21 protein-coding genes are annotated in these 20099 nt (G+C 68.9%); 4 read left to right on the forward strand and 17 right to left on the reverse strand.

Annotated features, from left to right (window positions below; translation table 11 throughout):
• The first annotated feature begins 152 nt into the window (after nucleotides 1-152).
• Nucleotides 153-416: a M24 family metallopeptidase gene (locus tag ACK4S2_RS02255; protein ID WP_409619900.1), complete on the forward strand. Its 264-nt coding sequence runs from the start codon at nucleotides 153-155 to the stop codon at nucleotides 414-416.
• Here ACK4S2_RS02255 and ACK4S2_RS02260 read toward each other — a convergent pair.
• Genes ACK4S2_RS02260 through ACK4S2_RS02285 form a run of 6 tightly spaced genes read right to left on the reverse strand, consistent with a single transcriptional unit; the run spans nucleotide 413 to nucleotide 7296 of the window.
• The gene (locus ACK4S2_RS02260; RefSeq protein ID WP_409619902.1) at nucleotides 413-634 is read right to left on the reverse strand and encodes a formate dehydrogenase subunit delta; all 222 of its coding nucleotides are present in this window, start codon (nucleotides 632-634) and stop codon (nucleotides 413-415) included. The genes ACK4S2_RS02255 and ACK4S2_RS02260 overlap by 4 nt on opposite strands.
• The gene (gene fdhD, locus ACK4S2_RS02265) at nucleotides 624-1424 is read right to left on the reverse strand and encodes a formate dehydrogenase accessory sulfurtransferase FdhD (RefSeq protein WP_409619904.1); all 801 of its coding nucleotides are present in this window, start codon (nucleotides 1422-1424) and stop codon (nucleotides 624-626) included. Before fdhD ends, ACK4S2_RS02260 begins: the two co-directional genes overlap by 11 nt.
• Nucleotides 1424-4315 (reverse strand): formate dehydrogenase subunit alpha, encoded by a 2892-nt coding sequence (gene fdhF / locus ACK4S2_RS02270; RefSeq protein ID WP_409619906.1) that lies wholly within the window; start codon nucleotides 4313-4315, stop codon nucleotides 1424-1426. Before fdhF ends, fdhD begins: the two co-directional genes overlap by 1 nt.
• Nucleotides 4312-5832: an NADH-ubiquinone oxidoreductase-F iron-sulfur binding region domain-containing protein gene (locus tag ACK4S2_RS02275; RefSeq protein ID WP_409620052.1), complete on the reverse strand. Its 1521-nt coding sequence runs from the start codon at nucleotides 5830-5832 to the stop codon at nucleotides 4312-4314. Before ACK4S2_RS02275 ends, fdhF begins: the two co-directional genes overlap by 4 nt.
• On the reverse strand, nucleotides 5832-6311 hold the full coding sequence (locus ACK4S2_RS02280; protein WP_409619908.1) for a formate dehydrogenase subunit gamma: 480 nt from the start codon (nucleotides 6309-6311) through the stop codon (nucleotides 5832-5834). Before ACK4S2_RS02280 ends, ACK4S2_RS02275 begins: the two co-directional genes overlap by 1 nt.
• A gap of 46 nt (nucleotides 6312-6357) precedes the next feature.
• Nucleotides 6358-7296, reverse strand: coding sequence for a LysR substrate-binding domain-containing protein (locus tag ACK4S2_RS02285; protein ID WP_409619910.1), 939 nt, complete (start codon nucleotides 7294-7296; stop codon nucleotides 6358-6360).
• Nucleotides 7297-7408: 112 nt separating this feature from the next.
• On the opposite strand from ACK4S2_RS02285, the gene ACK4S2_RS02290 reads away from it, so the two are divergent.
• The gene (locus tag ACK4S2_RS02290) at nucleotides 7409-7789 is read left to right on the forward strand and encodes a hypothetical protein (RefSeq protein WP_409619912.1); all 381 of its coding nucleotides are present in this window, start codon (nucleotides 7409-7411) and stop codon (nucleotides 7787-7789) included.
• Here ACK4S2_RS02290 and ACK4S2_RS02295 read toward each other — a convergent pair.
• The 8 genes from ACK4S2_RS02295 to ACK4S2_RS02330 are packed head-to-tail and all read right to left on the reverse strand — an operon-like array spanning nucleotide 7780 to nucleotide 14212.
• On the reverse strand, nucleotides 7780-8085 hold the full coding sequence (locus ACK4S2_RS02295) for a hypothetical protein (protein WP_409619913.1): 306 nt from the start codon (nucleotides 8083-8085) through the stop codon (nucleotides 7780-7782). The two genes, ACK4S2_RS02290 and ACK4S2_RS02295, sit on opposite strands and share 10 nt — an antisense overlap.
• 55 nt (nucleotides 8086-8140) lie before the next feature.
• Entirely contained in the window at nucleotides 8141-9400 is a 1260-nt protein-coding gene (locus ACK4S2_RS02300; protein WP_409619915.1) for an ABC transporter substrate-binding protein, read from the reverse strand.
• On the reverse strand, nucleotides 9397-10377 hold the full coding sequence (locus ACK4S2_RS02305; RefSeq protein WP_409619917.1) for a branched-chain amino acid ABC transporter permease: 981 nt from the start codon (nucleotides 10375-10377) through the stop codon (nucleotides 9397-9399). Before ACK4S2_RS02305 ends, ACK4S2_RS02300 begins: the two co-directional genes overlap by 4 nt.
• Nucleotides 10374-11288 carry a branched-chain amino acid ABC transporter permease gene (locus ACK4S2_RS02310; protein WP_409619919.1) on the reverse strand — a complete coding sequence of 305 codons (915 nt, stop codon included), beginning with the start codon at nucleotides 11286-11288 and terminating at the stop codon, nucleotides 10374-10376. Before ACK4S2_RS02310 ends, ACK4S2_RS02305 begins: the two co-directional genes overlap by 4 nt.
• Nucleotides 11285-12010: an ABC transporter ATP-binding protein gene (locus ACK4S2_RS02315; RefSeq protein WP_409619921.1), complete on the reverse strand. Its 726-nt coding sequence runs from the start codon at nucleotides 12008-12010 to the stop codon at nucleotides 11285-11287. The genes ACK4S2_RS02310 and ACK4S2_RS02315 overlap by 4 nt, the downstream gene beginning before the upstream one ends.
• Nucleotides 12007-12774 carry an ABC transporter ATP-binding protein gene (locus ACK4S2_RS02320; protein WP_409619923.1) on the reverse strand — a complete coding sequence of 256 codons (768 nt, stop codon included), beginning with the start codon at nucleotides 12772-12774 and terminating at the stop codon, nucleotides 12007-12009. The genes ACK4S2_RS02315 and ACK4S2_RS02320 overlap by 4 nt, the downstream gene beginning before the upstream one ends.
• Nucleotides 12771-13844: an aldo/keto reductase gene (locus ACK4S2_RS02325; RefSeq protein WP_409619925.1), complete on the reverse strand. Its 1074-nt coding sequence runs from the start codon at nucleotides 13842-13844 to the stop codon at nucleotides 12771-12773. The genes ACK4S2_RS02320 and ACK4S2_RS02325 overlap by 4 nt, the downstream gene beginning before the upstream one ends.
• Nucleotides 13841-14212 carry a TIGR04076 family protein gene (locus tag ACK4S2_RS02330; RefSeq protein ID WP_409619927.1) on the reverse strand — a complete coding sequence of 124 codons (372 nt, stop codon included), beginning with the start codon at nucleotides 14210-14212 and terminating at the stop codon, nucleotides 13841-13843. Before ACK4S2_RS02330 ends, ACK4S2_RS02325 begins: the two co-directional genes overlap by 4 nt.
• A gap of 84 nt (nucleotides 14213-14296) precedes the next feature.
• Between ACK4S2_RS02330 and ACK4S2_RS02335 the strand changes: the two genes are divergently transcribed.
• Together ACK4S2_RS02335 and ACK4S2_RS02340 are read left to right on the forward strand one after the other, a co-directional pair.
• Nucleotides 14297-14950, forward strand: a complete 654-nt coding sequence (locus tag ACK4S2_RS02335; protein ID WP_409619929.1) for a GntR family transcriptional regulator — start codon at nucleotides 14297-14299, stop codon at nucleotides 14948-14950.
• Nucleotides 14951-14953: 3 nt separating this feature from the next.
• Nucleotides 14954-16399: an aldo/keto reductase gene (locus ACK4S2_RS02340; RefSeq protein ID WP_409619931.1), complete on the forward strand. Its 1446-nt coding sequence runs from the start codon at nucleotides 14954-14956 to the stop codon at nucleotides 16397-16399.
• A gap of 9 nt (nucleotides 16400-16408) precedes the next feature.
• On the opposite strand, the gene mdoH is transcribed toward ACK4S2_RS02340, so the two are convergent.
• The 3 genes from mdoH to ACK4S2_RS02355 are packed head-to-tail and all read right to left on the reverse strand — an operon-like array spanning nucleotide 16409 to nucleotide 19907.
• Nucleotides 16409-18118 carry a glucans biosynthesis glucosyltransferase MdoH gene (gene mdoH / locus ACK4S2_RS02345; RefSeq protein ID WP_409619932.1) on the reverse strand — a complete coding sequence of 570 codons (1710 nt, stop codon included), beginning with the start codon at nucleotides 18116-18118 and terminating at the stop codon, nucleotides 16409-16411.
• A 29-nt stretch (nucleotides 18119-18147) separates the two neighbouring features.
• On the reverse strand, nucleotides 18148-18330 hold the full coding sequence (locus ACK4S2_RS02350) for a hypothetical protein (RefSeq protein ID WP_409619934.1): 183 nt from the start codon (nucleotides 18328-18330) through the stop codon (nucleotides 18148-18150).
• Nucleotides 18327-19907, reverse strand: a complete 1581-nt coding sequence (locus ACK4S2_RS02355; protein WP_409619936.1) for a glucan biosynthesis protein — start codon at nucleotides 19905-19907, stop codon at nucleotides 18327-18329. The genes ACK4S2_RS02350 and ACK4S2_RS02355 overlap by 4 nt, the downstream gene beginning before the upstream one ends.
• Nucleotides 19908-20099: the final 192 nt, after the last annotated feature.

The raw sequence follows: 20099 nt of genomic DNA on the forward strand, positions 1-20099 counted from the left end.
GCCGGCCGAGAAGGACAGGGTCGTGCCGCTGTCGGCACAGAACCCGATCATGGAGACGGCGGCACTGAACCGGACCCCTTCGGCCGCAAACGGCACATCCGAAAACGCAGCCAGCGACACGATGCCCGCGCGGCCCGATGCGATGCAGCGCAATGCGCAACCCCCGGGCGGCGGGGCTGGCAGGCGACAGCCGCGGGCACTTCGGCCACGGGCTCGGCGCGAGCCTTGGCAGCGAGGATTGGCCGTTCATTTCCGCCCCGACCGACGTCTTGGCCGAACCCGGCATGATGCTGGCCTTCGAATGCCCGTTCTACGCCACCGGCCTTGGCGGGTTCTTCATCGAGGACATGGTTCTGGTCACCGAAACCGGCGCCGAAACCCTGAACCGCCTGCCCACCGATTTCGTCTGCCGCTAGGCGGTTTGCGGCCGGCGGATCTGCCCGGCAGCCCGCACCACCAGCGGGCGCAGCCCCGCGCCGCCGGCATCCAGCACGGCGAACAGCTGGGCGCGCATGCGGGGTTCCCAGAAGTCGTTGATGTGGCTTGCCAACCCGGCCAGCGCCTCGGCCTCGGGCTTGCTTTCCATGAAGGTGGCGATCTGGTTCGCCATGCGGACGATCTTGTCAGCGGACATGCGGCACCTGCGCTTCGATGCGGTCGGAATGGGTGAAAAGCTCGAACCTGTCGGGCCGGGCAAGGGCCATCAGCGTGATGCCCAGCCGGTCGGCCAGCGCCACGGCATCGGCGGTGGGGGCCGAAACGGCGATCAGCACAGGCTGGCCCATCGCCGCCACCTTCTGCACGAGGTCGATGGAAACCCGGCTGGTCAGCACCACGGCCCCTTGCCCCTGCGGGTGCCGCGCCAGATGGCCGGCCAGCTTGTCCAGCGCGTTGTGGCGGCCCACATCCTCGCGCACCGCAACCATGCGGCCGCCTTGCCAGAACCCGGCGCAATGCGCAGCACGGGTGGCATCGTGCAAGGGCTGATGCGCGGGCAACCCGGACACCGCCGCCATCACCTGCGCCGGCGTCATGCGAAACCCCGAGGGCGGCACCGGCGCCATGTCGCGCAGCGCCTGGTCGATGCTGTCGATGCCGCACAAGCCGCACCCCACCGGGCCGGCCATCGTGCGCCGCCGCGCGGCCAGCCGGTCGGCCGCACCGGGCACCAGCCAGGCCTGCACGTCGATGCCGCGCCCTTGCGGCACGATGGCCAGAGACTCGACCTCCTCGGGCGCCGCGATGCCTTCGGTCAGCGCAAAGCCATAGGCGAAATCCTCCAGATCCGCGGGGGTCGCCATCATCACCGCCTGGGCGCTGCCGTTGAACGACAGCGCCACGGCGGTTTCCTCGGGCAGCACGCGTTCGCCCGGCTGGGGCCGGGCGCCGAAGGCCAGCCGCGGGGTGGCCCGCGCGCCCTGCATCACTCGGCCGCCGGCAGGATGCGGCGGGCAAGCTCGGCCTGGGCGGCATAGTCCTGCTGCCACTGGCTCGGCCCGTTCGACGGGCTGACCTGCACCGCCGTCACCTTGTATTCCGGGCAGTTGGTGGCCCAGTCGGAATAGTCGGTGGTGACGACGTTCGCCTGCGTATCGGGGTGGTGGAAGGTGGTATAGACCACGCCCGGCGGCACCCGATCGGTGATTTCGGCGCGCAAGGACGTTTCGCCCGACCGGCTGGCCAGCCGCACCCAGTCGCCCTGGCGGATGCCGCGCTGTTCGGCATCGTGCGGGTGGATCTCCAGCACATCCTCGTCATGCCAGACCACATTCGCCGTGCGCCGCGTCTGCGCGCCGACGTTGTACTGGCTGAGGATGCGCCCCGTGGTCAGCAACAGCGGGAAACGCGGGCCGGTGCGTTCGTCGGTGGCGACGTATTCGGTGCGGATGAACTTGCCCCGCCCGCGCACGAACCCGTCGATGTGCATCATCGGCGTGCCTTCGGGCGCCTTGTCGTTGCACGGCCACTGGACCGAGCCCAGCTCCTCCAGCCGTTCGTAGCTGACGCCGGCAAAGCTGGGGGTGGTGGCGGCGATTTCATCCATGATCTGCGAAGGATGCGTATAGGCCCAGCCGGCCCCCATCGCGTTGGCCAGCATCTGGGTCACTTCCCAGTCGGCATAACCCTGCCTGGGCGCCATCACCTTGCGCACGCGGTTGATGCGGCGTTCGGCGTTGGTGAAGGTGCCGTCCTTTTCCAGAAAGCTCGATCCCGGCAGGAACACATGGGCGTAATTGGCGGTTTCGTTCAGGAACAGGTCATGCACGATGACGCATTCCATCGCCGCCAGCCCGGCCGCCACGTGCTTGGTATCGGGGTCGGATTGCAGGATATCCTCGCCCTGGCAATACAGGCCCTTGAACGTGCCTTCGACCGCGGCATCCAGCATGTTGGGGATGCGCAGGCCGGGTTCGGGGTCGATCTCCACCCCCCAGACCCGTTCGAAGATGGCGCGCACCTCGGGGTTCTTCACATGGCGATAGCCCGGCAGCTCGTGCGGGAACGACCCCATGTCGCAAGACCCTTGCACGTTGTTCTGCCCGCGCAGCGGGTTCACGCCCACGCCGGGGCGGCCGATGTTGCCCGTCAGCATGGCCAGGTTCGCAATGGCAATGACGGTGGTGGAGCCCTGGCTATGCTCGGTCACGCCCAGCCCGTAATAGATCGCCGCATTGCCGCCGGTGGCATAAAGCCGGGCAGCCGCGCGCAGCTCCTCGGCCGGGACGCCGGTGACGAGCTGCACCGCCTCGGGGCTGTGGCGCGGGTCCGAGATGAACTCGGCATAGTCCTGGAACTCGTCCCAGTCGCAACGCGCGCGGATGAAGGCCTCGTTGTAAAGCCCTTCGGTCACGATCACATGCGCCATCGCCGACACCACGGCCACGTTGGTGCCCGGGGTCAGCGCCAGATGATGCGCGGCCTTGTAATGCGGGCCCTGCACGGTTTCGGTCCGGCGCGGGTCCACCACGATCAGCTTTGCCCCCTGGCGCAGCCGCCTCTTCAGCCGGCTGGCGAACACCGGGTGCCCGGCGTGCGGGTTGGCGCCGATCACCATCGCCACATCGCAATGTTCCACCGAGTCGAAATCCTGCGTGCCCGCGCTGGTGCCGAAGGTTTGCCCCAGGCCATAGCCGGTGGGCGAATGGCAGACGCGCGCGCAGGTATCGGTGTTGTTGTTGCGGAATACCGCCCGGGCCAGTTTCTGGACCAGATAGGTTTCCTCGTTCGTGCAGCGGCTGGAGGTGATGACCCCCAGCGACCGCCGCCCGTATTTCGCCTGGATGGCCTGCATCCGGCGGGCGGCAAAGGCCATCGCCTCGGCCCAGCCGACTTCGCGCCACGGCTCGGTGATCGCCTCGCGGATCATCGGTTTCAGGATGCGGTCGGGGTGGGTGGCATAGCCATAGGCGAACCGGCCCTTGACGCAGCTGTGCCCGCGGTTGGCCTTGCCGTGCTTGTAAGGCGTCATGCGCACCAGCTCGTCGCCGCGCATCTCGGCCTTGAAACTGCACCCCACGCCGCAATAGGCGCAGGTGGTGATGACGGCGCGGTCGGGGGTGCCGATCTCGATCACCGATTTTTCCTGCAAGGTGGCGGTCGGGCAGGCCTGCACGCAGGCACCGCAAGACACGCAGTCCGAGGTCAGGGCAGTATCCGTTTTCGCACCGAACGACACCCGGCTGTCGAAACCGCGGCCCTCGATCGTCAGCGCAAAGGTGCCTTGCACCTCCTCGCAGGCCCGCACGCAGCGCGAACAGACGATGCACTTGGCCGGATCGTAGGTGAAATAGGGGTTGCTGTCGTCCTTGGGGATGTATTGCGGGTTGGGCCCGGAATTGTTTCGCGCGCGAAAATGTGTTGCCAGTTCGTTACCGGGCGCCGGCCGATAGCGCACGTCGCGCAGGCCCACGGCCCCGGCCATGTCCTGCAATTCGCAATCGCCGTTGGCCGAACAGGTCAGGCAATCCAGCGGATGATCCGAGATATACAGCTCCATCACCCCGCGGCGCAGCTGTTTCAGCCTTGCGGTCTGGGTGTGCACTTTCAGCCCCGGCGCCACGGGCGTGGTGCAGCTGGCCGGGGTGCCGTTGCGGCCTTCGATTTCCACCAGGCACAGCCGGCAGGATCCGAAGGCATCGAGGCTGTCGGTGGCGCACAGCCTGGGCACCGGAATGCCCGCTTGGGCCGCGGCGCGCATGATGCTGGTGCCCTCGGGCACCGTCACCGCGAACCCGTCGATTTCCAGCGTCACCATCGTTTTCGCGCGGGACGCGGGCGTGCCGTAATCGGCGTCGGGGATGATGAAGTCCTTCATTCGGCGGCCTCCTTCCGGCAGGCGAAGTCGTCGGGGAAATGGGTCAGCGCGCTGAGCACCGGATAGGGCGTGAACCCCCCCAGCGCGCAAAGCGAGCCGGATTTCATCGTGGCGCACAGGTCGGTCAGCAGCGGCACGGCGGCGCCGTCGCCTGCCGCGATGCGGTCGATGGTTTCCACCCCGCGCACCGCACCGATGCGGCAGGGGGTGCACTTGCCGCAGCTTTCGATGGCGCAGAACTCCATCGCAAAGCGCGCCATGCGCAGCATGTCGATGCTGTCGTCGGCCACCGTCAGCCCGGCATGGCCGATCAGCCCGTCGCGGGCGGCGAATTCCTCGTATCCGAAAGGCGTGTCGAACAGCGCGGGCGGGAACCAGGCCCCCAGCGGCCCGCCGACCTGCACCGCCTTGACCGGCCGGCCCGAGGCGGTGCCGCCGCCGATGTCGTTGACGATTTCGCCCAAGGTAAGGCCGAAGGCGCATTCGAACAGCCCGCCGTGGCGCACGTTGCCGGCAATCTGCAACGGCATCGTCCCGCGTGAGCGGCCCAGGCCGAAGCCCGCGTAATGCGCCGCGCCCTTTTCCAGGATCACCGGCACCGTCGCCAGCGAAATCACGTTGTTGACCACCGTGGGCCGGCCCATGAACCCCTGCAGCGCCGGCAGCGGCGGCTTGGCGCGCACCACGCCGCGCTTGCCTTCCAGACTGTTGAGCAGGCTGGTTTCCTCGCCGCAGACATAGGCGCCCGCCCCCATCCGCAATTCGATGTCGAAGGCCGGACCCTGCCCCAGCACCGCGCCGCCCAGCACCCCGGCCTCGCGGGCGATCCGCAAGGCGGCGGTCAGCACCGCGGCCGCATCGGGGTATTCGCTGCGCAGGTAGATGAAGCCCTTGGTCGCGCCCACGGCCAGCCCGGCAATCGCCATGCCTTCGATCAGGCAGAAGGGGTCGCCTTCCATCAGCATGCGGTCGGCAAAGGTGGCGCTGTCGCCTTCGTCGGCGTTGCAGACGATGTATTTCTGCGGCCCCGGCGCGTCGTGCACGGTTTTCCACTTGATCCCGGTGGGAAAGCCTGCGCCGCCCCGGCCGCGCAAGCCGCTGGCGGTGACTTCGGCCACCACCTCGGCCGGGGTCATGGCCAGCGCGCGGCGCAGGCCGGCCAGCCCGCCATGCGCCTCATACTCGGCCAGCGACAAGGGGTCGGTCACGCCGACGCGGGCGAAGGTCAGCCGGGTCTGCCGCGCCATCCAGGGCAAATCCTCGGTCGGGCCCAGGTGCAGCGGCGAGGATCCCTCCAGAATGTCGGGCACATCGGCGGCGGTGGCAGGGCCGTAGGCGTGGCGCACGCCGCCCCGCTCCACCTCGACCAGCGGTTCCAGCCAGATCATCCCGCGCGAGCCGTTGCGGGTCAGCGCCACCTCCTGCCCGCTGGCCCTTGCGCAGGCCTGCACGGCTGCTGCGACGGCATCGGCGCCCAGTGCACGTGCCGCCGCATCGCGCGGAACCCAGACCCGGATCATGCCGCACCCCCAGCCAGAATCGCATCCAGCCGCGCCGCATCCAGCCGGCCCACCGGCTGCCCGTCGACCAGCGCCGCCGGCCCGCAGGCGCACAGGCCCAGGCAGAACACCGGCTCCAGCGTCAGGGCGCCGTCGGCGGTGGTGCCGTGCCAGTCGAGCCCCGTGCGCGCGCGGGCGTGGTCGGCCAGCGCATCGGCGCCCACCGCCTGGCACGCCTCGGCCCGGCACAGCTTCAGCACGCGGCGCCCGGCCGGTTCTTCGCGGAAGTCGTGGTAGAACGTCATCACGCCATGCGCTTCGGCCTTGCTGATGTTCTGGTCGGCGGCGATCAGCGGCAGCGCATCGGCCGGCACATGGCCGAATTCGGCCTGCACCGCGTGCAGGATCGGCAGCAAGGCCCCTTCCACCCCGCGGTGATCGGCAAGGATTTCGTGAATGCGGGCGCGACCGGCATCGGACAAGGGCTTGGCTGACATGGGCTCCTCCTGGCGCGAAAAGCCTAGGGGAAGGCGGGCGCCAGGATCAAATTGATTGTTCCGTTGCCTGATTGGCGCGGCCTATCGCCACCACCGAGGCCACGAAGCGTTCCAGCAGCAGCGACCGCCGCCCCTCGACCGGCAGGATCAGCGCGAACTGCGGCATCCGCAAGGCGCCATCGTCGCCCTCGATCGGGGTCGCCACCAGCCCGGGGGCGCGGGTGAACTCGGCCGCCGCCCGCACCGGCAAGATGGTCGCCAGCCCCGCCGCCGCCCCCCCGGCGCGCACATGGCCCACAAGGGCCACGATGGAATTGGCCTCGATCACCGGGTCGGGCAGCAGGCCGGCGCGGGTCATCAGCCGGTCGATGATCTTGCGGTTCTGCATGTCGCGCGTCAGCAGGCACAGCCGCATCCCGGCCAGATCGCCCCAGCCGACCCGCGGCGGATAGGGCCCGCCTGCCGCCGCCCGCACCAGCGCATAGCGCTCGCGGTAGAGCGGCAGCGATTCCATGCCGGGCGGCAGCGTCAGGTCCAGATCCTCGGCCGAATAGCTGAACCCGGCGTCGAGGTCGAAATCAAAGAGCGAGGTCACGATATCCTGGCTGGTCATCGACCGCAGATGCAGCCGCAACCCCGGGTTCTGCGCCAGAAACGGGCCGGTATAGCCATGCACCGTGGCCATCGCGGTGGGAATCACCCCCAGCCGCAACCACCCGCTCAGCCCGCTGCGCGCCTGGTCCAGATCGGTCTGGATCGCGCGCGCCTCGGCCACGATCACGCGGGCGCGGGCCAGCACCCGTTCGCCTTCGGGCGTCAGGCCGATGTAACGCGACCCGCGATGCACCAGCTGCGCGCCGAAATGTTCCTCCAGCGCCTTGATGGCCGAAGACAACGTCGGCTGGGTCACGTGGCAGGCCTCGGCGGCGCGGCCGAAGTGGCGTTCGCGTTCCAGCGCGATCAGCATTTCCAGCTTGTCGATCATCGGCGCCCCCCCTTCCATCCTTGGCCTAAGCCAGAGGGGCGCGCAATTCCAGCGCCACTTGCATTCGCCGCCCCCGGGCGGCACCTTCGGGCGCCAGAATAGGAAACCCGCCATGCGCCATGCTGCCCCCGATGCCACCCCCCCGTTGCGCGTGCTGCTGCTGGGCGCCTCGGGCCCCGGCTGGTATGCCGCCTCGGACCGGGACCGCCAGGCGGTGATCCTGCCGCGGCTGATGGCGGTGTGCGCGCAGTGGCTGGACATGGGCGCGCGGCTGGTCACCACGCTGGACGACGACATCCTGAAGGTCGGGCAACCGGCCGATACCGACCACACCTGGTATCTGGTCTACGAGGTGCCGTCGCTGCAAACGGTATCCGACATGCTGCACCTGTTCCGGGTCGAGGAAAACGGCGCCCGGCTGGACCGCTGGTTCCGGCTGGAGGCCAAGGTCTGCCGGCCATTCTTTCCGGTCGAGGCGCTGTCTCAGCCGTAACGCAGCCAGCCGCCGCGCCGTTCCAGCGCCGCGATGATCGCCTGCGCCACCGGGTGCGGGCCGTTGCCGAAGCGCACTTCGGTTTCGATGGTCTGGCCGGGCATGGCGAACGAGGCGCGGATCACGTGGGGCCCGCCATCCTCGGTGCAGCGGAGCGCGATGGTGGTGGCCTCGATCCCGGGGCCGCACAGCGCGGCCGCGGTGGCGGAGTTCGGATGGTCGGGGAACAGCTCTGCCGCCTGCGCCAGCGGCCCGGCAAAGATCGGGCCGGGTTCGATCAGGTTGACCGCTGTCATGGCCATCCCCCCGCAACAGCCCGGCCACCCCCTGGGGCAGCCGGGCCGCCGATCCTTACTTCAGCGATGCGATGAAGGCGCCCACTTCCTCCAGCGGGATGTAGCGCTTTTCCTCGACCCCGCTGGCACCGAAGGTCCAGGACACCGCCGGGGCCGACACATCGCCATACGGGTCGAAGGACACCGCGCCGGTGCCGCCCTGGATCGAGACGGCCTTGCCTTCCTTCAGCAGCGCCATCGCCTTTTTCAGCCCTTCGACATCGACGCCCACCTTTTCGCCGTTGGGGTCGGTCACCATCGGCACCTTGGCGGCGATTTCCGCCCCCGTGGCGCCACGCCCCGCAGCATGATAGGCCAGCAGCGAAATGGCCGCGGCATCGAAGCTGTTGGGCAGGCCCGGGCCGCTCGGCGGCTTGCCGAACCTGGCCTCATAGGCGGCCTTGAAGCTGCTGGCGCTGTCGGTGCGCGGGGTCGAGGTATCGGTGCCGATGAAATCGGCCAGATACTGCATCCCCACCGCATCGCGGAACTCGTCGGATTTCAGCGAGTTGGCGCCGATCATCTTCGTCGTGCCGCCCAGGCTCAGCCATTCGCGCACGACCGAGATGCCCTCTTTCGGATAGAGCGGCAGATACAGCGCATCGGGCTCGCTGGCCAGCGCCTGGGTCACCTCGGCGCGGTAGCTGGGCTGCGCATCGGTGATGGCGATCGAGGCCGCAACCTCGATGCCCGAACCCTGGAAGGCCTCGGTCGCAAGGCGGGCGATGTCCTGGCCCCAGTCGTCGTTCTTGTAAAGGATCGTGACCTTCCTGTAGCCCTGTTCCCTGGCCACCATCGCCGCGACCGCAGCCTGCACCCGGCTGGTGGCAAAGGTGCGGAACCACAGCCCCTTGAGCTGGCCATCCGCCGCAAGCCCGGTGATGCGGGTCGAGGACGAGCAGCAGGAAATCTGCATCACCCCGGCCGGCACCGTCACCGAGGTGAGAATCGGGATGGTCACGCCCGACGACACGGCACCCATCAGCAGTTGCACCTTGTCCAGGTCCACCAGCGCCTTGGCGGCATCGACGCCCACCTTGGCATCGTTCTGGTCGTCGCGCAAAATCGCCTCGACCTTGCAGCCATCGACGCCGCCGGCCTCGTTCACCATGTCGGCGACCCACAGTGCGGTTTCGGCAATCGGCTTGCCCCAGTCCACCGACGTGGGCAGCACCACGCCCACCTTCACCGAACAGTCCTGCGCGGCGGCAAGCCCCGCCTGCGCCATCAGGGCCATCGCCGCGGCGGCGGCGAAGCCTGCGAATTTGCGTGTCATCCCGTTACTCCCTTGCTGGTGGTTCCGGCCCTGGCGGCCGGTTTGAAAAACCCTGCGATGCGTTCGGGCAGCAGCCCCTGCGGCCGCCACAGCAGCATCCCCACGATCACCGACCCGATCAGAATGTATTGAATCGAGCCGGTGTAAAGCTGCATCGACTGCGGCGCGAACTTCGACAGGGCAAAGCCGCTGGCCGTCCAGGCCGCCCAGATCAGAAAGGCGCCCAGAACCGCGCCGCGGTTGTTGCCCGCCCCGCCGACGATCAGCATCGCCCAGACCTGAAAGGTCAGGATCGGCGCCAGATCCTGCGGGCTGACAAAGGCATAGAAGGCCACATACAGCCCGCCCGCCAACCCCATGATGGCCGAACCGATGACAAAGCTTTGCAGCCGCAGCCGCGCGGGGTTCTTGCCCAGGCTGCGCGCCGCCGTCTCGTCCTCGCGGATGGCGCGCAAGGCACGGCCATAAGGTGAATGCACCAGCCGCTCCAGCCCCCAGAACACCGCCAGCAGAACCGCCAGCACCATCGCCAGAAAGACCAGGCCATAGACGAAGGTGTTGCCGATGGCCGCCTCCAGCGGGCGGGGAAAGCCGCGCAGGCCCTTGGCACCGCCGGTCAGCCATTCGGCGTTGCGGGTCACACTTTCGAACGCGACCGCGACGCCGAAGGTGGCAATCGCCAGGTAATCGTGCCGCAGCCGCAGCGTCAGCAACCCCACGATCCAGGCCACCAGCGCCGCCAGCGCCACCCCCCCCGCCAGCGCCAGCAGAAAGGGCCATTCGAACCCGCCGAACTGCCCCGGTTCGGGCCGCCCGCCCAGCAGCATGGTGCCATAGGCCCCGGCCCCGAAAAACGCCACCACCCCGCCGTTGAACAGCCCGGTGTAGCCCCATTGCAGGTTCAGCCCCAGAACCACGATGGCCAGGATCCCCGCCATGGTGGCAAAGAACGCCAGATAGGAAATCAGCCCGATCATGACTGGTCTTCTCCGAACAGCCCGTGCGGGCGCACCAGCAGCACGGCCAGGATGATGACAAAGGGCATCGCCGGCGCGTAACCCGACGGCAGCACCATCAGCGCCAGCCCCGAGGCGATGCCCACGATGAACCCGCCCAGCACCGCGCCATGCACGCTGCCGATGCCGCCCACGATGGTGGCCGCAAACACCGGCAGCAGGAAGTTGTGCCCCAGCACCGGCGACAGGTGGTTGGTCATGGCATAGAACACCCCCGCCGCCGCCGACAGTGCGCCGCCGATCATCCAGACGGCGGTAATCATCGTGCTCAGCCGCACGCCCGACACCTGCGCCAGCGCCGGGTTTTCCGCCACCGCGCGCAAGGCAAAGCCGAAGGTGGTGCGCGTCAGCACCAGATGGAACAGCCCCATCAACGCCAGCGCCGCCACCAGCACGAAGACCTGATCGGGCTTTATCAGCAGCAAGGGGTCGCGGCTCAGCACCACGGCAAAGGCGATGTCTTGCGAATAGAGCTGCGCCTTGTGGCCGAAGGCCAGCGTCAGAACGTTGCGCACGATCAGCGCCACCCCGAAGCTGGCGAACACCATCGACAGCGTGTCGGCCTTGGCGCGGATGCGCCTGAAGACCAGCCAGTCGATCGCCACCGCCGAGGCGCCGGTCAGCACCATCGCCACCAGCGTGGCCAGCGCCAGCGAGGCGGTCAGCGTCAGCGGCTTGAAGGCGGTGGCCAGCACCGGCGCCAGCCCGGAAAACAGCGCGTCGAACACCAGCGCGGCATAGGCGCCGATGGCCAGCAACTCGGCATAGGCAAAGTTGGCAAAGCGCAGCATGTGCATGACCATCGTCAACCCGATGGCCCCCAGCGAGATGATGGCCCCGGTGAGAACTCCGTCCACGATACTCTGGATCATGCTGCCCCCACGCGCTTGCCGCCCAGGTAGATTTCGCCCACCACCGGGTCCGAAAGGATGTCGGCCGCCGGCCCGTCGATCCGGTTGCGCCCTTCGGCCAGGATCCAGCAGTGGTCGGCCACCCGCAGCGCCTGCTTGACGTTCTGTTCCACCAGCAGCACGGTCACCCCTTGCCCGGTCAGGCTGCGCGCCAGGTCCAGCACCTCGGCCGCGATCTTGGGCGACAGGCCGGCCGAAGGTTCGTCCATCAGCACCAGGCGCGGGCGGTTGGCCAGCGCCATTGCCACCGCCAGCATCTGCCGCTGCCCGCCCGACAGCGCCCCGGCGCGGTCCTTGTGCTTGGCGGCCAGCGGCGGGAACAGCGCATAAAGCTCGTCCAGCCGCTGCGCACGGTCGGGCAGGCGGCACAGCACCAGGGACAGATTCTCGCGGATGCTCAGGTGGCGAAAGATGTTGTCGGTCTGCGGCACATAGGCCAGCCCCAGCGCGCCCATCTGGTCGGGGCGGATGCCGGTGATCTCGGCCCCGTCCAGCACCACCCGCCCGGCGCTGACCGGCACAAGCCCGGCAATCGCCTTGATAAGCGTGGATTTTCCCGCGCCGTTCGGCCCGATGATTACCGTCAGGCTCGCGCGTTCCACCGACAGGCGCACCTGGCGCAGGATGGGCAGGTCGCGCACATAGCCTGCCTCCAGCCCTTCGACGGTCAGGATCGCGCTCATGCCGGCGCCCCCAGATAGGCATCGAGCAGCAAGGGGTTCGCCCGTGCCGCGTCGGCCGTGCCCTGGAACACGACGCGCCCTTCGGCCAGCGCCACCACCGGGTCGCAGTGGCGCATGACGAAATCCATGTCGTGCTCGATGATGACAAAGGTGGTGCCTTGCCGGTTCAATTCCTCGATGCGCTCGATCAGCGTGCGGGTCAGCGAAGGGTTCACCCCTGCCGCAGGCTCGTCCAGCAGGATCACTGCCGGGTCGCCCATCAGCGCGCGCGCCAGTTCCAGCAGTTTCATCTGCCCGCCGGAAATCTTGCCTGCCGGGTGGTCGGCCAGCTTGCCCAGCGTCATGAAATCCAGGATGCCGCGCGCCTTGTCGCGCAACCGCGCTTCCTCGGCCGCCACCCGGCCGCGGCGGAACAGCGCCCCCAGCACCGTTTCGCCCACCTGCGCCGGCGGGGCCAGCAGCACGTTGTCCAGCACGCTCATGCGCCGGAACGGCCGCGGGATCTGGAAGGTGCGCGCCAGCCCGCGGGAAAACAGCGCCTCGGACGGCAGGCCGGTGATGTCCTGCCCGTTCAGGCTGACGCTGCCGGCCGTGGGTTTCAGCGTGCCGGCCACCATGTTGAACAGCGTGGTCTTGCCCGCGCCGTTCGGCCCGATCAACCCGGTGATCGACCCGCGCCGGATGTCGAGCGTCACGGAATCGACCGCGCGGAACGGGCCGAAATCCCGCGTCAACCCGCGCAAGGACAGAACCGCCTCGCTCATGCCCCGTGCACCTTGTCGTCGGGGTTGGTGTTGAGGTTGTATTTCATGATCCGCCCGTGCCGCCCGCTCCGGTCGCCTTCCAGCCCGTAGACCGGCCCCCCCGGCCCGCGCGCCTGCGCCAGCACCGCGGCGATGGCGGCATGGTCGTCGGCATCCAGAGCCAGGCGGAACGCCTCCAGCGTCTTGGGCAGATGGCGGGCATAGCGCGCGCCGACGATGGCGGCTGCCACCTGCGGCTGGTCCAGCACCCATCGCGTCGCCACCGACGACAGCGCCACCCCATGCCGCTTGCCGATGGTGTCGAGCGTTTCCAGCAGCGTCTGGAACAGATCCCAGGGCCCGAACTCGTCGATGATGAGGCGGTATTTCACCAGGCTGCGGTTGTCGAACCGGAACCCCGGGTCGGGCCGGCCCAGCCAGGCATCGGTCAGGAACCCGCCGGCCAGCGTGCCATAGCACAGGATCTGGACGTTGCGCCGCGCGCCCCAGGCCGCCATCGTGGCCGCCGGGCGGCGGTCCAGCAGCGAATACTGCACCTGCGCCGACACCACGTCGAACCCGGCGTCGATGAAGCGGTCCATCACCGGCGTGTCCCAGTTGGTGGTGCCGAGGTTGGCGATCTTGCCCTGACGCTGGCAGTCCTTCAGCACCTCCAGCGCCTCCACGGCATTGCCAAGCGTCATGTCCCACCAGAAGAACTGCACCAGCGGAATCCGCTCGATCTGCAAGCGCTGCAAGGATCGGTCGATGATGGCCACCACCTCGTCGGGGCGCAGATCGGCCAGCCGGCCCAGGTCGGGCACCAGCTTGGTATGGACGACGACGCGGTTCGCCACCTCGGCCCCGCGGCGGCGGCGGACATCGGCGATGAAGGTGCCGATCATCTCCTCCACGCCCTTGTAGATGTCGGCGCAGTCGAAGGTGGTGATGCCGGCGTCCAGAAACGCCTCCATGTCGGCGATGGCCTCGGCGGGGCGCACCTCGCCGTGGTCGCCGGCCAGTTGCCAACCGCCCTTGATGATGCGCGAAATGCGGTGGCCGGGGCGCAGGTCGGCGGTTTCCACGGTCATGGCGTGTCCTTCCAGTAGGGGGTGCCGCGGGCATCGGGCAATCCGGTGGTGGCGGCGTGCGAAAACCACCGCCGCCCTTCGCGCGTGATGCGGAACCGCCCGCCGCAATGCGGGTCGGCGCAGGCGATCTCGCTGTCGGTGCTCATCCAGTCGTCGGGGTCGGTCTCGCGCTGGCGGGCCGGCAGATGCGGCAAGACCCCGATCAGCGCATACATCGACACGCTTTGCGGCCCGTCGAACACCAGGTTTTCGCCCACCACGCGGAAATACTCTCCCTCCACATGGCGGCAGACCGGCGTTCGCCCCTCCAGCACGCATTCCACCCGCAGATCGTAAAGCCAGAAGCCCCGTTCGCCGTTCCGTTCCATCGATGCGCCTTTCCGGGCTTGACCGACTCTCGTGTGATCTGTGATATTTTATCAATGATACATCGTGAGCCTGTCAATAGTCCCATGACCAGCCCCGCCATCGCCCGCCTCGACCCGGTGAAACTGCGCGAGAATGCCTATTTCGCGCTCCGCGATGCCTTTACCCGCGGCGCCTTTGCGCCCGGCGATGTGCTGAGCCTGCGAACCCTGGCCGAACAGCTGGGCGTCTCGATGACCCCGGTGCGCGAGGCGGTGCGCCGCCTTGTGGCCGAAGGCGCGCTGATCGACACGCCGTCGCGCACGCTGATGGTGCCGGTATTCGATGCCCGCCGCGCCGCCGACCTGATGGCCGCGCGCCTGGCGCTGGAACACCTGATCCTCGATCAGGCGATGGACCGGATCGACCCCGAGGGCATCGACCAGATCGACGCCATCCTGTCGCGCGCCAAAGACGGGCCCGACCACCTGCCCGACCTGGTGGCCAACCACGACTTCCACTTCACGCTTTATCGCTTCAGCGGGTCCGAGGTGCTGTTGCCGCTGATCGAGGCGCTTTGGCTGCAATACGGCGCCTACCTCAACCTCATCATCAACCGGCCGCAAGCCGGGCAGATCGCCGAACACGCCCACCACCGCGAAATCGTCGCCGCCTTGCGCGCCGGCAACCGGCCGGCCGCGCACGCGGCCTTGCAGGCCGACATCACCCGGTCCTTCCGTTTCCTCATTCCCGAAAGCTGAGCCATGCCCAACCGCCCCGACCGCCTGCGCCTGACCGACCGGCTGGAAATCTCGCGCGCCCTCACCGGCCTGTGGCAGGTGGCCGACATCGAAAGGAACGGCACCACCATCGACCCCGACACCGGCGCCGACTGGCTGGCCGCCTATGCCGCCGCCGGGTTCGACACCTTCGACATGGCCGACCACTACGGCAGCGCCGAGATCATTGCCGGGCGGCTGCTGGCGCGGGGCACGCGCGCGCTGGCCTTGACCAAATGGTGCCCCGCACCGGGCCCGATGACGCCGCAGGTGGTGCGCGCCGGCGTGACCGAGCGGTTGCAGCGGCTGGGGGTCGAACGGGTGGACCTGCTGCAATTCCACTGGTGGACCTTCGAGCACCCGGCCTGGCTGGACGCGCTGCACGAACTGGCGCGGCTGCGCGACGAAGGGCTGATCGGAGAGCTCGGGGTAACGAACTTCGACGCGGCGCATTTCAACCTTGCGCTGTCCGACGGCGTGCCGCTGCGCACCAACCAGGTCAGCTTTTCGCTGATGGACCGGCGCGCCGCCGGCGACCTGGCGGCGGTGTGCGAACGGCACGGGGCCTGGATCCTTGGCTATGGCACGCTGAACGGCGGCTTCCTGGCGGACAAATGGGTAGGCCAGCCCGAACCCGCCCGGATCGACGACTGGTCCAAGATGAAATACCGCCGCTTCATCGACGCGGCCGGGGGCTGGGCGGCGTTTCAGGCGGTGCTGGGCGCCGCCGCGCAGGTGGCGCGCAAGCACGGGGTTTCGGTTTCCAACGTGGCGACGCGCTGGGTGCTGGAACAGGCGCGCGTCGCCGGCGTCATCATCGGGGCGCGGCTGGGCGAAAACTTCCACGCCGCCGACAACCTGCGGCTGTTCTCCTTTGCGCTCGACGACGAAGACCGCGCCACCCTGGCCGCCGGCTTTGCCGCCACGACCCCCATCCCCGGCGATTGCGGCGACGAATACCGCCGGCCGCCGTTCCTGACCGCCTCGGGCGACCTGTCGCACCACCTGTCCGAAGTGCCCAGGGCCTTCGCGCCCCAGGCGGTGGCGGGCGGCGCGCGCGTGCTGACCGGCTCGAAATGGGAAGACATCGCCGGCTATTGCCGCGCGCAGCGCATCGGCGACCGGATCCTGGTTTCGGGCACCACCGCGGTGGCCGGGCTGGCCCGCGCCGTGGCGCCGGCCGATGCCGGGGCCCAGACGACCTATATCCTCGACCGCATCATCGCCGCCGTCACCTCGCTGGGCGGCCGGGCCGAAGACATCGCGCGCACCCGCATCTACATCACCGACGAAGCCGACGTCATGGCGGTGTCCGCCGCACACGGGCGCGTGTTCGGCGCGGTCAAGCCGGCCAACACGCTGGTGCGCGTGGCCGGGCTGATCGGCGATCACCGGGTGGAAATCGAGGCCGAGGCGATCCTGCGCGGCTGAGGCTGCGGCTCAGCCCGCCGGGGCCTGCCAGCGCGCCAGCCACTCGGCATGGCGCGCCAGCACCGGCGGCACCGCGGTTTCCGCCGGCGTCACGAAGCCGCGCGCCGGCTGCGACGACCACCAGATGATGACCGGCGCCACCAGCATCGGCACCAGCACCGGCGACAACCACGGCACCAGCCCCGGCGAAAGCCCGGCCGCCAGCGCCAGCCCGACCGCGCCCGAGGTCACGATCCAGTGCCCGGCGGCCCAGGCCTCGGCAAAGGTCAGCGACCCGTCGCCGCGCGACTGCGCCGGCCAGCCGCCATCGATGCCCGCCACCACCTGCAACACCGAACGGGTGTTGAACATCAGGAAGACCGGCGCCGCGATGGCGGAAAACACCAGCTCGCGCAGCACCGAGGCCGTGGCCCGCAGCGCCCCGCCAAAGCCGCGCGCCCGCCCGCGCAGCACCGCATCGGCCAGCACCAGCAGCTTGGGCAGGAACAGCAGCCCGAACACCAGCACCGCCAGCGCCAGCGCCTTGGACGCCTCCGACACCGGAATCACCGGAAAGGGCCAACCCTCGATCGGGAAATAGTCGATCGGCGGCGCAAACAGCGGCGCCGCGATCGAGGCCAGCAGAAAGGCCAGCCACAGCACCGGCGACAGATAGGCCAGAATGCCTTGCACGAAGACAAAGCGCGACCAGGGCTTCAGCCCCGGCGCCAGCAGCAGCCGCGAATGCTGAAGGTTGCCCTGGCACCAGCGCCGGTCGCGCTTGGCGTGCAGCACCATGTTTTCCGGGCCTTCCTCGTAGCTGCCGCCCAGGTCGTCATCCACCCGCACCGTCCAGCCGGCCCGCGCCAGCAACGCGGCCTCGACGTAATCGTGGCTCAGGATATGCCCGCCGAAGGGCGGCTTGCCCTTCAGCGCGGGCAGACCGCAGCTTTCGGCAAAGGCGCGCACCCGCACGATGGCATTGTGCCCCCAGAACGGGCCGGTGCGCCCTTGCATCATCGCCAGCCCGCGGCAGAACACCGGCGAATAGAACGCGGCGGCAAACTGCTGGATGCGCCCGAAGCGGGACCGGGCGTTCACGATCACCGGCAGGGTCTGCAACAACCCCAGGTCGGGCGCCCCCGCCATGCGGCGCACCATTTCCACCAGCGTTTCGCCTTCCATCAGGCTGTCGGCATCGAGGATCACCGCATATTCGTAGGCGGCCCCCGACCGGGTGATGAAATCCTCGATGTTGCCGGCCTTGCGGCCGCGGTTGGTGTCGCGCCGGCGGTAAAAGATGCGCCCGTCGCCCCCGGTATCGTCCAGCAGCCGCAAGAACCAGGCGCGTTCGGCCTGGGCCACGGCCTCGTCGCGGGTGTCGGACAGGATGGCAAAGTGAAACCGCTCGCCCTGTCCCGCCGCCTTGACCGAGGCATCCATCGCCGCGATGCGGGCGAACGTGACGGTCGGATCCTCGTTGTAAACCGGCACCAGCACCACGCAGCGCGCCCCCGGCGCGGGTTCGGCGCGCGGCACCGCGGGGGGCCGGGTCGTCAGGCCGGCAACCGCCTGCACCGCGCCCCAGGCCAGCCAGAAGGTCGACACGAAGATCAGCCCGGCACGCACGACATCCATCGCGTCGAACCCGTCGGACAGGCCATAGCGCAGGAACAGCACGAAACCGCCGCAGCCAAAGGCCAGGCTGGCCCCCAGCAGGACCGCGCGGGTGACCAGCACCCGCCACCCCGGCCCTGCCCCGGCCAAGATCAGGCCCCGCGCGACAGCGGCAACCGCAGCAGGCGCAGGGGCGCCGTCAGCCGCTCGGCCCAGCCGTGCGAGGGCCGCTCGAGGCACTGGGTCGGCATCGCCAGCGGCGCATCGGGCAGCACGCCGCGCGCCTGCCCGCTCAGGTCCGGGTCGGGCCGGAATTGCGTCGGGATGTCGGTCATGTCGCGTTGATCCACTGATAGAGCCAGTCTTCGGACAGCTTGCGCCCGAATCCGGCCAGATGCACGGAAAGTTCCACCACCGCGTCGTCGTCGGCGGTCACGTCGATCGCCACGCGCCACACCCCGGTTTCGGCGATGTGCTGCACCGTGGTCGAGACCAGCGCCCCGTTGGACACCGTCACCACGGGTTGCACCGGCGCGCCCGGATCCAGCCGGGCCAGCACGCCGCCGCGGAAATCCACCACGAACTTGCGCAGGTTCTCGGTGCCGCGCAAACCCGAATAGCCGCCATGCCCGGCGCGGGTTTCGGCGACATGCGCGATTTGCGCCTGCGGGTCCAGCGGCAGGTCGCCCCAGTGCAGCCGATAGGCGAATTCCCGCGCCTGCCCGGCCCGGGCGGGCTCGGCCGGCACCCAATAGGCCACGATGTTGTCGTTCGCCTCCTGGTCGGACGGAATCTCGACCAGCCGCACGAAGCCCTGCCCCCAGTCGCCCAGCGGTTCCACATCCAGCGAGGGCCGGCGGTGATACTGCGCCTCGGCATCCTGATAGCTTTCGAACCGCCGGTCGCGCTGATGCAGCCCGAAGCGCCGCGGCGCCGTTTCGGGAAAATAGCTGCCCGTCAGCCGCGGCGGGTTGTTCAGCGGCCGCCAGATCACGCCGCCATCCGCCCGCGCGATCCGCAACCCGTCGCTGTCGTGCACATTGGGGCGGAAATCGTCGAACTCGGCCCGGTTCTTTTCCGAAAACAGGAACATCGAGGTCAGCGGCGCCACGCCCAGCTCCTCGACATCGCGGCGAAAGAACAGCCGCGCGGTCACGTCCATCACCGTTGCGGCACCCGGCCGGATCACGATGCGATAGGCCCCGGTCACGCTGCGGCTTTCCAGCGCGGCGCAGACCGTGGCCTCGGTTGCCCCGCGCTCGATCCAGAACCGGGAAAAGCGCGGAAACTCCTCGCCCGCGGCCGTCGCCGTGTTCACCGCCAGCCCGCGCGCCGACAGGCCATAGGCCGACCCCTGCCCCAACGCCCGGAAATAGCTGGCGCCGATGAAGGCCACCACCTCGTCCATCACGTCGGGCCGGTTCAGCGGGTGATGCAGGCGAAAGCCCGCCACCCCCGGCATGTCGGTCAAAGGCGGAATCCGGGTGCCCAGATCGTTCAGGTATTCGAAATCCTCGGTGGTAAAGCGCAGCTCCTGCGCCATCCCGCCCGAAACCTCGAACAGGTGCACCGGCTCCTTGAACAGCCACCCCATCGGAAAGGCGCCCAGCCGGAACGCGCTTTCGGGCTCGGACCAGCGCTGCCGGTCGGGGCGGAACTGCACCAGGCGGTAATCGTCGTAATCCAGGTCGGCCAGAAAGCCCTGCACCTGCGGGCCCGGCGCCCAGGGCTGCGCGGCCAGGGCGCGCATCTCCTCGGTCAGCAGGTCGAAGCTGAATTGCTGCGGCGCAGCATCACCGATGCCGGTTTGCCGGGCACCCGCGCGCAACGGCCACGCCAGCCCGAGCGCTGCCGCCATCGCAAGCACCCTGCGCCGGGGCAGAGAGACGACCGTCGAACCGACCCGAGACATTTCCAGATGAAACCCAAGGCGTTGCCCGCCGCCGCGAAGCCGGCGACTCAACGCGCCATATAGGCTGCCGGCCTGCCGCCCCGCAAGATGCGCGAAAGAATCCCTCGCGTCATGGCAGATGGATCACACCCTTTTGCACAGCTTGCAGGCAGCACCATGCCGCAGGTGCAAATAAAGGCCCCGATCACCCCT

This window comes from Gemmobacter sp., assembly GCF_046292685.1.
Classification (GTDB): Bacteria; Pseudomonadota; Alphaproteobacteria; order Rhodobacterales; family Rhodobacteraceae; genus Wagnerdoeblera.

Bases quoted from the DNA above. Each gene is read 5' to 3' on its own strand.
- ACK4S2_RS02255 (WP_409619900.1), top strand. From the start codon at position 153: ATGCGCAACCCCCGGGCGGCGGGGCTGGCAGGCGACAGCCGCGGGCAC.
- ACK4S2_RS02260 (WP_409619902.1), bottom strand. From the start codon at position 634: ATGTCCGCTGACAAGATCGTCCGCATGGCGAACCAGATCGCCACCTTC.
- fdhD (WP_409619904.1), bottom strand. From the start codon at position 1,424: ATGCAGGGCGCGCGGGCCACCCCGCGGCTGGCCTTCGGCGCCCGGCCC.
- fdhF (WP_409619906.1), bottom strand. From the start codon at position 4,315: ATGAAGGACTTCATCATCCCCGACGCCGATTACGGCACGCCCGCGTCC.
- ACK4S2_RS02280 (WP_409619908.1), bottom strand. From the start codon at position 6,311: ATGTCAGCCAAGCCCTTGTCCGATGCCGGTCGCGCCCGCATTCACGAA.
- ACK4S2_RS02285 (WP_409619910.1), bottom strand. From the start codon at position 7,296: ATGATCGACAAGCTGGAAATGCTGATCGCGCTGGAACGCGAACGCCAC.
- ACK4S2_RS02290 (WP_409619912.1), top strand. From the start codon at position 7,409: ATGCGCCATGCTGCCCCCGATGCCACCCCCCCGTTGCGCGTGCTGCTG.
- ACK4S2_RS02295 (WP_409619913.1), bottom strand. From the start codon at position 8,085: ATGACAGCGGTCAACCTGATCGAACCCGGCCCGATCTTTGCCGGGCCG.
- ACK4S2_RS02300 (WP_409619915.1), bottom strand. From the start codon at position 9,400: ATGACACGCAAATTCGCAGGCTTCGCCGCCGCCGCGGCGATGGCCCTG.
- ACK4S2_RS02305 (WP_409619917.1), bottom strand. From the start codon at position 10,377: ATGATCGGGCTGATTTCCTATCTGGCGTTCTTTGCCACCATGGCGGGG.
- ACK4S2_RS02310 (WP_409619919.1), bottom strand. From the start codon at position 11,288: ATGATCCAGAGTATCGTGGACGGAGTTCTCACCGGGGCCATCATCTCG.
- ACK4S2_RS02315 (WP_409619921.1), bottom strand. From the start codon at position 12,010: ATGAGCGCGATCCTGACCGTCGAAGGGCTGGAGGCAGGCTATGTGCGC.
- ACK4S2_RS02320 (WP_409619923.1), bottom strand. From the start codon at position 12,774: ATGAGCGAGGCGGTTCTGTCCTTGCGCGGGTTGACGCGGGATTTCGGC.
- ACK4S2_RS02325 (WP_409619925.1), bottom strand. From the start codon at position 13,844: ATGACCGTGGAAACCGCCGACCTGCGCCCCGGCCACCGCATTTCGCGC.
- ACK4S2_RS02330 (WP_409619927.1), bottom strand. From the start codon at position 14,212: ATGGAACGGAACGGCGAACGGGGCTTCTGGCTTTACGATCTGCGGGTG.
- ACK4S2_RS02335 (WP_409619929.1), top strand. From the start codon at position 14,297: ATGACCAGCCCCGCCATCGCCCGCCTCGACCCGGTGAAACTGCGCGAG.
- ACK4S2_RS02340 (WP_409619931.1), top strand. From the start codon at position 14,954: ATGCCCAACCGCCCCGACCGCCTGCGCCTGACCGACCGGCTGGAAATC.
- ACK4S2_RS02350 (WP_409619934.1), bottom strand. From the start codon at position 18,330: ATGACCGACATCCCGACGCAATTCCGGCCCGACCCGGACCTGAGCGGG.
- ACK4S2_RS02355 (WP_409619936.1), bottom strand. From the start codon at position 19,907: ATGTCTCGGGTCGGTTCGACGGTCGTCTCTCTGCCCCGGCGCAGGGTG.